The 13,620-nt window shown below is 64.1% G+C and carries 9 protein-coding genes; 6 read left to right on the forward strand and 3 right to left on the reverse strand.

Translation table 11 applies throughout. From position 1 onward, the window contains the following. Nucleotides 1–22: 22 nt before the first annotated feature. Nucleotides 23–1,234 carry a winged helix-turn-helix domain-containing protein gene (locus ACETK3_RS00985; protein ID WP_237428521.1) on the forward strand — a complete coding sequence of 404 codons (1,212 nt, stop codon included), beginning with the start codon at nucleotides 23–25 and terminating at the stop codon, nucleotides 1,232–1,234. Between the two features lie 99 nt (nucleotides 1,235–1,333). After that, nucleotides 1,334–4,075: a preprotein translocase subunit SecA gene (secA, locus tag ACETK3_RS00990; protein ID WP_236798915.1), complete on the forward strand. Its 2,742-nt coding sequence runs from the start codon at nucleotides 1,334–1,336 to the stop codon at nucleotides 4,073–4,075. Between the two features lie 120 nt (nucleotides 4,076–4,195). Here the strand turns inward: secA and ACETK3_RS00995 are convergent, their stop codons facing one another. Both ACETK3_RS00995 and ACETK3_RS01000 read right to left on the reverse strand, forming a co-directional pair. Then, nucleotides 4,196–4,573 carry an Rv3235 family protein gene (locus tag ACETK3_RS00995; protein WP_373992379.1) on the reverse strand — a complete coding sequence of 126 codons (378 nt, stop codon included), beginning with the start codon at nucleotides 4,571–4,573 and terminating at the stop codon, nucleotides 4,196–4,198. Between the two features lie 217 nt (nucleotides 4,574–4,790). Continuing rightward, the gene (locus tag ACETK3_RS01000; RefSeq protein WP_237428520.1) at nucleotides 4,791–5,663 is read right to left on the reverse strand and encodes a LysM peptidoglycan-binding domain-containing protein; all 873 of its coding nucleotides are present in this window, start codon (nucleotides 5,661–5,663) and stop codon (nucleotides 4,791–4,793) included. 139 nt (nucleotides 5,664–5,802) lie between these two features. Here ACETK3_RS01000 and ACETK3_RS01005 point away from each other — a divergent pair, with 139 nt between their 5' ends. Next, complete coding sequence (locus tag ACETK3_RS01005) at nucleotides 5,803–6,366, forward strand: hypothetical protein (RefSeq protein WP_236820071.1); 564 nt, start codon at nucleotides 5,803–5,805, stop codon at nucleotides 6,364–6,366. Between the two features lie 33 nt (nucleotides 6,367–6,399). On the opposite strand, the gene ACETK3_RS01010 is transcribed toward ACETK3_RS01005, so the two are convergent. Beyond that, nucleotides 6,400–6,615 carry a helix-turn-helix domain-containing protein gene (locus tag ACETK3_RS01010; RefSeq protein WP_018768505.1) on the reverse strand — a complete coding sequence of 72 codons (216 nt, stop codon included), beginning with the start codon at nucleotides 6,613–6,615 and terminating at the stop codon, nucleotides 6,400–6,402. A 152-nt stretch (nucleotides 6,616–6,767) separates the two neighbouring features. On the opposite strand from ACETK3_RS01010, the gene ACETK3_RS01015 reads away from it, so the two are divergent. From ACETK3_RS01015 to ACETK3_RS01025, 3 genes are read left to right on the forward strand one after another with little or no spacing between them, the layout of a single operon-like run. Then, nucleotides 6,768–7,409 carry a hypothetical protein gene (locus tag ACETK3_RS01015; RefSeq protein WP_236820069.1) on the forward strand — a complete coding sequence of 214 codons (642 nt, stop codon included), beginning with the start codon at nucleotides 6,768–6,770 and terminating at the stop codon, nucleotides 7,407–7,409. Next, complete coding sequence (locus ACETK3_RS01020) at nucleotides 7,406–8,710, forward strand: P-loop NTPase (protein WP_237428519.1); 1,305 nt, start codon at nucleotides 7,406–7,408, stop codon at nucleotides 8,708–8,710. The genes ACETK3_RS01015 and ACETK3_RS01020 overlap by 4 nt, the downstream gene beginning before the upstream one ends. 55 nt (nucleotides 8,711–8,765) lie before the next feature. Next, nucleotides 8,766–13,619, forward strand: coding sequence for an NAD-glutamate dehydrogenase (locus tag ACETK3_RS01025; RefSeq protein ID WP_237428518.1), 4,854 nt, complete (start codon nucleotides 8,766–8,768; stop codon nucleotides 13,617–13,619). The last annotated feature ends 1 nt before the right edge of the window (nucleotide 13,620 follow it).

Here is a 13,620-nt window from a genome sequence, read left to right on the forward strand (position 1 = left end):
ACCACCGCCAGAGAGGACTCAATTGTCAGCAACGCTGAGCCTTGACCAGGCCCGGCGGATCGCACTGGCAGCACAGGGACTCCATAAAGGACGGCCCACTGGCCCCGTGACAGCACGGACGGTGGGCCGTACTTTTGCCCGACTGCAGCTCGTCCAGATCGATTCCGTCAACGTCCTGGTCCGGAGTCATTTCCTGCCCTTCTATTCCAGGCTTGGCAATTACGACCGCGACATCCTGCAACGCATGTCAGCCAGCCACCCCCGCCGTATGCTGGAGTACTGGGCCCACGAAGCGAGCTATATCCGGCCGGAGCATTACCACGACCTGATTCCATGGCAGAAGCGGTCCTGGGTGGGCGCCTCCCGGCTGGACCCCGTGATCCGCGCTGACGTCGCTGCCCGGATCTTGGCAGTCCTTGCCCGGTCCCGGCCCATGACCGCCTCGGAACTGACAGCCCGGCTTGGCCACGTGGAGGAAAAACAGTCGGTTAACTGGGGCTGGAACTGGAATGCAGTGAAACGCGTGCTGGAAGACCTCTTTGAAGAAGGCCTGATATCGGCGGCCTCCAGGACCGGGCAATTCGAGCGCAGGTACACGCTGACATCCAAGGTCCTGCCGTCCCCGGCTCCTGAAGTCCGGGACGTGGACCCAACGGCAGCACTCCAGCGGCTCACCGATTCTGCCGCGCTGGCGCACGGAATCGGAAGCATCCGCTGCTTCGCGGACTACTTCCGGACCCCGGTCAAAGCAACCGCCCAGGCCGTGGAGCACCTCGTGCAGCAAGGCAGGCTGGAACCTGTCACGGTCACTGGCTGGGGGCGGGACGTCTTCCGGCACGTGGAAGCGACACTGCCACGGCGTGCCACCGGCCGTGCCCTGTTGAGCCCCTTCGATTCCCTGGTTTTCGAGCGCCGACGCCTGTGGGAACTGTTCGGGTTCCATTACCGGATCGAGATCTACACGCCCGAGCCAAAACGGCGCTTCGGATACTACGTCCTGCCCTTCCTTCTCCGGGACCGCATCGTGGCACGGGTCGACCTGAAAGCGGACAGGGCTGGCGGCCGGCTGTTGGTGAGGTCCGCTTTTGCCGAGCCGGACGCGCCGGTGGACACCGCCGTCGAACTCGCTGCCGAGCTGAAGCTAATGGGCCAATGGCTTGGCCTGCCGGAGGTGGAAGTGGGGGAGGCAGGCGACCTCGCCGTGGTTCTGTCCCGGGAGCTGGCACGCCTGTAGGGAGTATCCGCTCTGAGGGAAAAGGGGCACCGGCTGCGTGTCTCTCCCGTAGACTGAACACGCCAGAATTCGGCGGCATCAGACTGGGAGCATCTTCACGTGGCATCACTTATCGAAAAAATTCTCCGCACGGGTGACAAGAAAACACTCCGGCAGCTGCGGAACTATGCCGATTCCATCAACGCCCTCGAAGACTCATTCAAGACCTTTACCGACGCCGAGCTGCGTGAGGAGACCGATCGTCTCCGCGAACGCCACCGGGACGGTGAGAAACTCGACGACCTGCTTCCGGAGGCATTTGCCGCCGTGCGGGAAGCCTCCTCACGCACCCTGGGGATGCGCCACTTCGACGTCCAGCTGATGGGCGGCGCCGCCCTGCACCTGGGCAATATCGCTGAAATGAAGACCGGTGAAGGCAAGACCCTGGTGGCGACCGCTCCCGCCTACCTGAACGCCCTCACCGGCAAGGGCGTGCACGTGATCACCGTTAACGACTACCTCGCTGAATACCAGTCCGAGCTCATGGGCCGCGTGTACCGTTTCCTTGGTTTGACCAGCGGCGTTATCCTCGCCAACCAGGATCCGGCCGTACGCCGCCAGCAGTACGCGGCAGACATCACCTATGGAACCAATAACGAGTTTGGCTTCGACTACCTGCGCGACAACATGGCCTGGGACCGGAATGAACTCGTCCAGCGCGGGCACAACTTTGCCATCGTCGACGAAGTCGACTCCATCCTGATCGACGAGGCACGGACGCCGCTGATCATCTCCGGCCCGGCCCAGGGCGACACCAACCGCTGGTACAGCGAATTCGCAAAAGTCGTGCTCCGGCTGCAGCCCGAGAAGGACTACGAAGTCGACGAGAAGAAGCGCACCGTCGGCGTCCTGGAGAGCGGGATCGAAAAGGTCGAGGACTACCTCGGCATCACCAACCTTTACGAATCCGCGAACACCCCGCTGATCGGATTCCTGAACAACGCCATCAAGGCCAAGGAACTGTTCAAGCGGGACAAGGACTACGTCATCCTGGATGGCGAAGTCCTCATTGTTGACGAGCACACCGGCCGCATCCTGGCCGGACGCCGCTACAACGAAGGCATGCACCAGGCGATCGAGGCCAAGGAAGGCGTCGAGATCAAGGCCGAGAACCAGACGCTGGCCACCGTGACGCTGCAGAACTACTTCCGCATGTACAGCAAGCTTTCGGGCATGACGGGTACCGCTGAAACTGAGGCAGCTGAGTTCATGAGCACCTATAAGCTGGGTGTTGTGGCCATTCCAACCAACCGCGACATGCAGCGGATCGACCAGTCGGACCTGGTGTTCAAGAACGAAGTTGTCAAGTTCGACGCCGTGGTTCGCGATATCGCCGAACGGCACGAAAAAGGCCAGCCCGTCCTGGTTGGCACCACCAGCGTGGAAAAGAGCGAGTACCTGTCCAAGCTCCTGGCCAAGGAGGGCATCCGGCACGAGGTCCTGAACGCCAAGAACCATGCACGCGAAGCTGCCATCGTCGCGCAGGCAGGGCGGAAGGGCGCCGTCACCGTGGCCACCAACATGGCCGGCCGTGGTACCGACATCATGCTCGGCGGCAACGCCGAATTCACTGCCGTCGCCGAGCTCGCCAAGCGGGGGCTGGACCCGGAGGAGAACTCGGAAGAGTACGAGGCCGCCTGGCCCGCTGCCCTCGAAGAAGCCAAGCAGTCCGTGAAGGATGAACACGAGGAAGTCCTGAACCTCGGGGGACTGTATGTCCTTGGCACCGAACGCCACGAGTCACGCCGCATCGACAACCAGCTCCGCGGCCGGTCCGGCCGACAGGGCGACCCCGGCGAATCGCGCTTCTACCTTTCGCTGACCGATGACCTGATGCGGCTCTTCAATTCCGGGGCCGCAGAGCGGTTGATGAACAGCTCCGTCCCGGACGACGTGGCGCTGGAATCCAAACTCGTCTCGCGGGCCATCGCTTCCGCCCAGGGACAGGTGGAAGGCCGCAACGCCGAGCAGCGCAAGAATGTGTTGAAGTACGACGACGTCCTCAACCGCCAGCGTGAGGCCATCTACAGCGACCGCCGGCGCATCCTTGAGGGCGACGACCTGCACGAAAAGGTGCAGTTCTTCATCGAGGACACCATCACGGCCCTCATCGACGCCGCAACCGCAGAAGGAAACGGCGACGACTGGGACTTCCACCAGCTGTGGACAAACCTCAAGACGCTCTACCCTGTCAGCGTTACCGCCGAAGACATCATCGAAGAGGCCGGCGGCAAGTCCAGGGTCACCGTGGAGATGCTGAAGGAGGAAATCCTTTCCGACGCCCGCCTGGTGTACCAAGCCCGGGAAGAGGTCATTGGTTCCGAAAGCATGCGCGAGCTTGAGCGCCGCGTGGTGCTCTCTGTCATCGGCCGGAAATGGCAGGAACACCTCTACGAGATGGACTACCTCAAGGAGGGCATCGGCCTGCGGGCCATGGCACAACGCGATCCGCTGGTGGAGTACCAGCGCGAAGGTTTCGCGATGTTCCAAAGCATGATGGAAGCCATCCGGGAGGAGAGTGTTGGCTTCCTCTTCAACCTTGAGGTGGAAGTGACCCCTGCCCAGGATGTGGTTGTGCAGGACGCTGCGGGGGGCCACACCGAGCACATGGACCCCCAGGTTCGCGCTGCCGGCCTGGAAGCTCCGGAGAAGCCTGCCCAACTGCAGTACACCGCTCCCTCTGAGAGCGGTGGAACGCAGACCCGGGTGGAAACCCGGTCCGGGGGCGGACGTTCCGGAAACCCTGCCAAGGCAGCAGCCCAGGATGCCGCGAAACGGCCGGCGAAGAAGAAAAAGCGTTAGCAACACCGGCAACCCCGCCGGAAGCATTGGCGGCAGCAAGCAGGGCAGGGACGGAAGCGTCCCTGCCCTGCTTGCTGCCGCCTCGCTGTTGTTCTCCGCCAATGCCCGTCCCCAAAAGAATCAGCCGATGACGAGTTCAACTATCCGCCATACCTGTTTGCTGCGCTCAAGCCGGACAGCAACGGCACAGGCGCGTACATCATCCACCACCACGGCGCTGGCCTCATAGATTCCGTCGGCCACCTCACATAACCGCACCGAGCGGACCGTCGAGTTCCGGTGCAGCCGGGCCAGCGCAGGGTTTCCAGTCCTCGTTATTTCGCGCCTGATCAGTGCCGCCCGGTGCTGCAGGGACGCCAGGCACCGGGGATCAAGGCGCCGCGCCAACTGGTGGACGGGTCGGATTCCGGCCAGGACTTCCATGGCGGCCTGGATCGTCCCCCTCGTGATCGCCCTGACTTCCGCCGCCTCATTGACCGGCTGCAGAGCTGGCTTCACCCCGGGAGGCTGGGCCCCCGGTGCCGGCGCAGGGCGCCTTTGCACCATGCCCCTCCCCCCGATTCCCCTGGTGGCGTCAATCCCCTGGACGGTCCCGACAGATGTCGCTGCAGTCATTGTGTTCTCCTGGTTCAAATCGTTTGATGGAGTGTGGCAGGCCTGCCGGTAAGGCCGCCGGCCGGAATTGGCGAAAGGCACCCGGGCCGAGTGGCCCTGGTTACGGCGCCGCAGGCGCCTGCAGTATTTGGCCGGGAAGCAGGACGTCAGGACTTCCGCCGATTAGGGCGCGGTTTGTTGCATACCACCGCGGCCATTCAAGGGCTACGTCCACGTCGGATGCCTCCGGTCCCAGATAGGTGGCCACGATGTCCCATAGCGTGTCGCCGGCGATTACGGTTACTGCGGTTCCCTCGCCACCCGAGTCTGGACCGGAGGTACTTCTCGTTTGCGGTCCCACCAGCAAACCGGGTTCCACCATCGGGGGAGCTGGCTGCCAGCCGGGGTCGAGTGTGGCGTCAGGAGGTTCACTGCGTGAACTGCGCGCCGTCGCAGGGTCTTCAAGCGCTCCTGGCGCGTCGTCCGCAACAACCGTTGGCGTTGGGACCTGCGTACCGCCAGCGCCAAGGGTCCTGCCTCGCCCCTCAGCAGTGCCCAGGGCCGCAGGGTCCGATGGAACTGACGCTGCGTATGCCTGGGTCGGCGTCCACTCAGGCCCAGGTGTGGCCGGCGCGGCATTCGCCGCGGCTCCTGCCACAAGTTGCAGCGACAGGGCGGCAACCACCGCCCGCCGCATAAAGGCGGGAGACAGCCTGCGCGCGGCAGCCGCCGCACGCCGTCGTCCGAGGTGTTCCAGCAAAACCGACGCACCTGCGGCCAGGATCGAGAAGGCCCACCACAGCAGAAGGCCCAAGCCGGCCGCCGCCGCGGCCGCCCCTAAAAGAACGCCGACGGGTGCTTCCTGGTTGCGGGCCGCCGAGGTCTGCCACTGTCCAAGCAGGCCAACCCCCAGGAAGCAAAGCAGAATGCCCAACGCCAGAAGGGCCAGAGCCATGACGGCATTGGACCACCCCGCCTCTTTGGAACGTGCCATTACTACTCCTTTAATGCGGTTTGATGCTGTTTGATGCCACTTGACCAAGTTTGCTGTGAACCATTGGCATTTGTCCATACGTTGGAGAGGAAAAGGCGAAGCCGTTGACTGACCGGGCAGGGCACCCTACTCTGTCGGGATGCGCTGGGATGCTCTCTTCAACGACATGGAAAGCCAGTTCGCGGAGGCCGACCGACTGGCGCTTGACAGCGAGATCAACGAGCGGACCCGGGCTGAGATGGTCAGCGTTCCGCTCGAGCACCGGTTGCGTGCGGCCGTCGGGTGCCGCATCGGCGTTTACCTGCTTTGTGGAGAATCAGCGCGCGGGGAACTCAGGCATGCCGGAGCGGACGCACTGGTCCTCGACGAAGATCAGCACCAAGTGCTCATCCCCTATGCTGCTGCGGCGCGGTACGTCGGGCTCGGTAGGCACGCGTTGCCGGAAAACTCACCGGTCCGCCGCTCAATTGGGCTTGCCCACGCCCTCCGTGGCCTTGCCCGCGACCGTGCGGAACTGTCCGTGACCATTTCAGGGGGAGGCGGCGCACTGCGGCTGGCCGGCGTTATCGACCGGGTCGGCAGGGACTATATAGACCTGGCCTCGGTCACTCCCGGAGAGGTGCGGAGGAGCCGGAGTGTCCGTGAAGTGTCAGCAATCCCCTTCACTGTCCTGGCCATGATCAGGTCGCCCAAGGCCGGCTGACTCCGGCCGTGGACCTGTGAAGGGGGTGAGGCGTCAAACGGACTTGGAGCGTGACTCCTGAATCATGCGGCTGGCCTCGGCGTAGCGTTCCTCGATGTATTGCTCCAGCATCTTCTCTTCCACCCGCCATTGCCCGCGGCCGCCGACCTGGATGGCCTTCAATTCGCCGCTGCGGACCAAGGCGTATGCGGCAGGGGAGTTGATCTGGAGTTGCTCTGCGACATCTGCAAGCGTGAGGAACCTTGGCATGCATCCATTTTGCCATCAACTGGCATCTTATGTGCCTGTTATCCACAGTTTGGCGGTATTTGGATAATTGACTTTTGTTCGCGTGGCCTTGCGGTAACAATGAGAAGTCCGGCCAGAGCGGGCAGGTCCGGTGTACCTAGGGGGAGAACGGTATGGTTCCTGATTCAAGCACCACTGCGCCACGGCTGAAGCGCCCTTCGTGGAAGGACCCGCGGCTGCTGGTGGGCATCCTCCTGGTCCTGGCATCCATCGCGGGGGTCATCTTCCTGGTGGGCAGCGCAGACCGAACCACCGAGGTTTACGCCGCGCGGGAGGGCATTGCTGTTGGCGAGCGCCTGACGCCGGAGAATGTGGTGCGCGCCAAGGTCCGGCTGGGCGACACGGAACAGCACTACATCACAGTGGAGGCCGGCCTGCCCCAGGATGTCGTCGCCATGCAGAGGATTGGAAAGGACCAGCTTGTTCCCCGGGCGAGCCTTGGTGCGGTGGACCAGCTGAACCGAAAGCCCGTTGCCCTCAATGTCGAGCAGACTTTGCCCTCGCAGGCAGTCGCCGGTGCCCGCGTAGACGTCTGGGTGGCCCAGCCCGACGCGAAAAACGGTTTCACCGAGCCCAAGCTCATCCTTCCCGGAGCGGAAATTGCAGAGGTCGCCAACGGGTCCACCGCGCTTGGGTCGTCGAAAACCACCGTGCTCATGGTCCTGGTCGAGGACAAGCAGATGCCTGCCTTGCTGGGCGCCCAGGCAAATGAGGCAAAGATATCCGTCGTCTGGAACCCGGGCGGCGCCCGATGAACATTCCCGTCGTCACCGTCGGCCAAAGCCGTGAGGACCTGGTTGGGGGTCTCGAAAGACTGCACGGTCCGGTCACGGTGGTACGCCGGTGCGCGGAACTTCCCGAACTGCTGTCGGCCTGCCAGAGCGGACTGGCCCGGGCGGCCGTGATCGCCGATGGGTCTGAAGGGTTAACGGCTTCCCTGGTCGACCGCCTTGGGGCAGTTGGCGTCGCGATCATCGCGCTGACCGACAACGCGGAGGAGGCTGCGAGGCTCCGCAAAATTGGCGTCGCCTCGGCGTTGACGCGGGTTGAGTCGGCGGAGCTTTCCGACAAGATTGCCGACGCCGTCGCGCAGCTTACGGGCGCGGTCCGTCCGGTCAGCCTCAGCACGGCCGCTGATACCGGAGCTGCGCTGGCAACCGTTCCTGTGGGGCCGGAGCAGGAGGCGGAAGGGCGCGGAACCGGAAGGCTCGTCGTCGTCTGGGGGCCAGCGGGATCTCCCGGAAGGACCACGGTGGCAGTGAACATCGCGGGCGAGATGGCGGCCGACGGCCAGGACGTCCTCCTGGTCGACGCCGACACATACGGCGCCAGCGTGGCCGCAGTACTCGGTCTCCTGGACGAATCGGCCGGGCTGGCCCAGGCATGCAGGCTCGCCGATCACGGGCAGCTGGATGCGGATGCACTCCGAAAGGTCGCCGCCACCGTCGCTACGGCATCAGGGCAGTTCCGGGTGCTGACGGGCATCACCCGGGCGGATCGATGGACAGAAATCCGTGCCACGGCCCTGGCGCTGGTTCTTGAGCGGGCCCGGGAAATCGCCGATGTGGTAGTGGTCGATACCGGCTTCTGCCTGGAAGCCGACGAGGAACTGAGTTTCGATACCATGGCGCCGCGCCGCAACGCGGCCACACTGCGCCCGCTGGAGCTGGCTGACACCGTCTATGCCATCGGCGCCGCTGATCCCGTGGGCGTACCCCGGATGGTGCGTGCGCTTGCCGAGCTTGGAGACGCAGTTCCGCAGGCGTCACCCACCGTCCTGATGAATAAAGTGCGTTCCTCCTCCGTCGGGAGGGATCCGGAGCGCCAATTGCGCGATGCTTGGGACAGGTACGCGCCGGCCTCGGAACTGACGGCATTCCTGCCCCATGATCGCCGTGCCGCCGACGCCGCCCTCCTGTCAGGATCCCTGCTGCTGGAGGCTGCCCCGGATTCGGACCTGCGCCGGGCAATCCGCGAACTCGTTTGTGCACCAGACCAGCGAAAGCGCAGATCCTCTGTAATTTCTTCCACACCATGGCGAAGGGCGAAGGACTAGGCTCGCCATAAGAGCTGCAAAGGTGCGGCGAATATCTCTGATGGAGGCGTTGTCGATGTCGTCTGGATCCAGTGTGGAGGACCAGCCCCTCTCTATTGAAGGCCTTGAGGGTTTCATGGGGGACTACTACCAGCACCTGGCTGAGGAGGATGCGCGCAGCTACCCGCGCGACGTGCTGGAAGCCCGGGCTGAAGAGCACCGCCGTGCAGCTTCCGTAAGGCAGCCAGGTCAGGCCAGGATCTCGATTGTCGACGAAGAAGACAGCAGCGTCATCTTCGTCGTCACTGACGACATGCCATTCCTGGTCGATTCGGTAAACGCCGAACTTGTCCGGCAGCACGCCGCCATCAAGCTTGTCGTCCACCCGCTTTTCGTGGCCACCCGCAACCGGGAGAGCGGTGAGCTGGTCAAGGTCAACAGGGTGCCGGCGCACCTCGGGATATCCAGCGGGGACACCGCTGCGATGCCCAACCTTTCCCACCTGATCGCGCAGGGGGAGAACGCCTCCCACATGGAGTCGTGGATCGCCGTCGAAATCCAGCGCGTCCCGGACGAAACGAAGACATCGTTGCTTGAGGGCCTGACCCGCGTGCTGAACGATGTCCGGGCCGCCGTGGAGGACTGGCCCAGGATGCGCCAGAAGGCGCTGGAAATCGCCGAGAGCCTGGACCGCGTGGCAAACTCAGCGCAGATCGCCGAACTCCGGCAGGCGAAGGACCTGCTGCGGTGGCTGGACGACGGGAACTTCACGTTCCTCGGCTACCGTGAATACGACCTCCTCAACGTGGACGGGGAAGACGTCCTCGAATTGCGCGAGGACAGCGGGCTCGGGCTGCTGCGCGCGGCCGCAGACTCCCCGCACATCCAGCACCTGACCGACACCGGCCGCAAAAAGGCACGGGAAAAACGTGCGCTCGTCATCACCAAAGCCAATTCGCGTTCCACCGTTCACCGCTCCGCCTACCTGGACTACATCGGCATCAAAAGCTTTGACGCTGCGGGGAACGTCAACGGGGAGCGGCGCTTCATTGGACTTTTCGCCACCAGCGCCTATGCCGGTTCCGTCCGCGACATTCCCATTGTCCGGGAAAAGGTGGACGCCGTGCTGCAGAATGCAGGCTTCCCGCCGGACTCGCACTCCGGGAAGGACCTGCTGGGAATCCTGGAAACCTACCCCCGCGACGAGCTGTTCCAGATCGAAGTCCCCGACCTTGCCGCCACCGCGCTGGGAATCCAGAAGCTGCAGGAACGGCGGCGCACCCGCCTGTTCCTGAGGCCGGACATCTATGGCCGTTTCATGTCCGCTGTTGTCTACCTGCCCCGTGACCGCTACACCACCAACGTCAGGCTCCGCATCGAGCAGGAACTGCGGGAAACGTTCCAGGCAGTCTCGATCGACTACGAAGCCCGCATGACGGAATCTGCCCTTGCGCGGCTTTTCTTCCGCATCCGCCTGCCCAAGGACGCCGACGTTAGCCACGTGAACAGCGATGAGCTGGAAAAGCGGCTGGTCCGGGCCGCCCGGTCATGGAGCGAAGGCATCGCGGAAGTCCTCCGCGAGGGCCGGGATCCGGCCGAGGCCAAGGAACTTGCCGCCATTTGGGCCGAGGCGTTTCCGGCCAGCTACCGGGTGGACTACGAAGTAGAGGACGCGCTTGAGGACATTGCTCGCTTCGAGAAGTACGGTGCTGCGGCCGAGCGGAGCACCGGCGCGCAGCAGGACCGGCCCGGCGTGCACGTGTACCTTCCCGAAGGCGCCGGAGCCACGCTTGAGGAAGATGCCCGGGTGAAGCTCTACATGCTGGAGCCCAAGAGCCTGAGCCAGATCCTGCCGTACTTCCACAACCTTGGACTGGAGGTCCTGGATGAGCGGCCGTTCGAAATCGAAACGGCGGACCACCGGGACTTCTTCCTGTACGACCTGGGGCTGAAATATCCGGCGGCAGTGGACCCGATGTCCACGGGCGGGCTGCTGGCCGAGTCCTTTGGTGCGGCCGTCACCGGCGCCGCGGAATCGGACAGCTTTGACCGGCTGGTACTCCGGGAAGGGCTGCACTGGCGGCAGATCACCATGCTGCGGGCATATGCCCGTTACATGCGCCAAATGGGCAACAGCAGTTCCTTCGGCTTCATGGCGGACACCCTCCTTGCCAATCCGGACGTGACCAGGGGCCTGACCGCGCTCTTCGCCGCCCGCTTTGACCCCGCACTCGGGGAAGACAGCCGGGCCGAGGCCCAGGCGTCCGTGCGGCAGGAACTGGCAGCGGCCATCGAGAAGGTGGCAACGCTCGACGCCGATCGGGTGCTGCGGACTTTCGTCAACCTGATCGAGTCGACCCTCCGCACCAACTTCTACCAGGACAAGCCCCACCTCAGCTTCAAGCTGGATCCGGCGCAGATCGAAGGGTTGCCGTTCCCGCGGCCAATGTTTGAAATCTGGGTGTACGCTCCCCGGGTTGAGGGTGTGCATCTTCGGTTCGGCAAGGTGGCGCGCGGCGGGCTCCGCTGGTCCGACCGGCGGGAGGATTTCCGGACCGAAATCCTGGGCCTGGTCAAGGCACAGACAGTCAAGAACGCCGTGATCGTGCCTACGGGGGCAAAGGGTGGCTTCTTCGCCAAGCAGCTCCCGGACCCGTCCGCGGACCGTGCCGCCTGGATGGCGGAAGGCGTCGAAAGCTACAAGACCTTTATCAGGGGGCTGCTGGACCTTACTGACAACCTGGTGACCGAAGGTGACGGCCAGCGGCTCGTGCCGCCGTCGAACGTTGTCAGGCATGACGACGACGACTCCTACCTTGTGGTCGCGGCGGACAAGGGCACGGCTACTTTCTCCGATATCGCCAACGGATTGTCCGCCGAGTATGGTTTCTGGCTGGGCGACGCCTTCGCCTCCGGCGGATCCGTGGGCTACGACCACAAGGCGATGGGCATCACGGCCCGCGGCGCCTGGGAATCGGTGAAGCGGCACTTCAGCGAGCTGGACCTGGATACACAGACCGAACCGTTCACCGTGGTGGGCGTGGGGGACATGTCCGGGGACGTGTTCGGAAACGGAATGCTCCTGTCCCGGCACATCCGCCTGCTTGCCGCCTTCGATCACCGGCACATCTTCCTGGATCCCAATCCGGATGAGGAATCCTCGTTCGCGGAGCGGCAACGGCTGTTCGAGCTGCCCAGGTCCTCGTGGGACGACTACAACAAGTCGTTGATCAGCGAAGGCGGCGGGGTCTTTGCCCGTCAAGCCAAGTCGATTCCGGTGTCCGCGCAGGTACGCACCGCGCTGGGGCTGCCGGCCGACACCACCGAACTCAGCCCGCCGGAACTCCTGCGCGCCATTCTGCTGGCACCTGCCGACCTGCTGTACAACGGCGGAATCGGGACCTACGTCAAGGCAAGCTCAGAGTCCAACGCCTCTGTGGGTGATAAAGCCAACGACGCGATCCGCGTCAACGGCCGGGACCTGCGTGTCAAGGTGGTCGGCGAGGGCGGAAACCTGGGCATGACACAGCGCGGCCGCATTGAAGCAGCCCTGCAGGGTGTCATCCTCAACACGGACGCCATTGACAACTCCGCTGGCGTGGACTGCTCCGACCACGAGGTCAACATCAAGATCTTCGTGGACCGGATGGTTGCCGCCGGCAAGCTGCCTGCCGATGATCGCGCAGACTTCCTCGCGTCGATGACAGACGAGGTGGGCCGTCTGGTCCTGGAAGACAACATCGACCAGAACATCCTGCTCCTGAATGACCGCACCAGGGTGGCGGAGTGGAGCCCCAGCTACGAACGGCTCATGGACTGGCTGGAGAAGACCGCAGATCTGAACCGGGACCTGGAAGCGCTGCCCAGCACTGAAGCTCTTCGGGAGCGGCTGCAGCAGGGGCAGGGGCTGACTTCCCCGGAGCTGTCGGTGCTGGCCGCTTATGCCAAGATCGAACTGGCATCGGCCCTGCGCGACAGTGAACTCGCGGACGATCCGTGGTTCCGTGGGACGTTGCGTTCCTACTTCCCACACCAGTTGCGGGAACGCTTTGACGCGGAGCTGGACACCCATCCGCTGCGCCGCGAAATTATCGCCACCGTGGTGGCGAACGACATGATCAACCTGGGCGGTATCACCTTCGCCTTCCGGGTCATGGAGGAAACGTCGGCCAGCGAAGTGGCGGTTGCCAAGGCTTTCGTAGCGCTGCGCGAGGTGTACGAACTCGACGCCATGGTGTCGGAACTGAACAGCCTGCCTGCTTCGTTCCCCACCGAGCACTGGAGCGCGGTCCACTTGGACATCCGCCGGCTCCTGGACCGGGCAGTCCGCTGGCTGCTCAGCCAGGAAAGTGTTTCGCGCCCCATCGCCGAGGTGGTGTCCGAATTCAAGCCGCTGATGGATCCGATGCGGGCCCGGCTGCTCGACTATCTGCGCGGTGATGACCGCGAGCGGGTGGCGGCGTGGCTGGCCAAGGGCCGCGAGTGGCAGCTGCCCGAAGACCTGGCCCTGCGCTGGGCCGAGCTGTTCGAAAGCTTCGTCCTGCTGGATATCGCCAAAATCGGCCGCTCCCGGAAGGACCCCGTCGAGGAGATTGCGGCCGTTTATTACACGGTGTTTAACCGTTTCCACGCGGACTCGCTGCTGGAACGGATCAGCAGCCTGCCCCGGCAGGACCGGTGGCAGGCGCTGGCCCGTGCGGCGTTGCGAGACGACCTCTACTCGACAGTGTCGGACATGACGACGGCGGTGCTGGACGCCACGTCCGCCGCCGAGTCACCCGACGCGCGGCTCAAGGACTGGGAGGCCCAGAATGCCGAGCAGCTGGGCAGGGCCAAGAGCATGTTCGATGAGGTGAACGCCCTGGAGACCGACGACATGGCCTCACTGTCGGTAGCATTGAGGCTCTTGAGGTCAATCGTCCGACGCTAGC

The sequence above is a fragment of the Arthrobacter sp. E44 genome, from assembly GCF_041877125.1.
In the GTDB taxonomy this organism is placed as follows: Bacteria; Actinomycetota; Actinomycetes; order Actinomycetales; family Micrococcaceae; genus Arthrobacter.

Coding starts and splice junctions, on each gene's coding strand:
- ACETK3_RS01015 (WP_236820069.1), top strand. CDS start 6,768: ATGGTTCCTGATTCAAGCACCACTGCGCCACGGCTGAAGCGCCCTTCG.
- ACETK3_RS01020 (WP_237428519.1), top strand. CDS start 7,406: ATGAACATTCCCGTCGTCACCGTCGGCCAAAGCCGTGAGGACCTGGTT.
- ACETK3_RS01005 (WP_236820071.1), top strand. CDS start 5,803: ATGCGCTGGGATGCTCTCTTCAACGACATGGAAAGCCAGTTCGCGGAG.
- ACETK3_RS01000 (WP_237428520.1), bottom strand. CDS start 5,663: ATGGCACGTTCCAAAGAGGCGGGGTGGTCCAATGCCGTCATGGCTCTG.
- ACETK3_RS01010 (WP_018768505.1), bottom strand. CDS start 6,615: ATGCCAAGGTTCCTCACGCTTGCAGATGTCGCAGAGCAACTCCAGATC.
- ACETK3_RS01025 (WP_237428518.1), top strand. CDS start 8,766: ATGTCGTCTGGATCCAGTGTGGAGGACCAGCCCCTCTCTATTGAAGGC.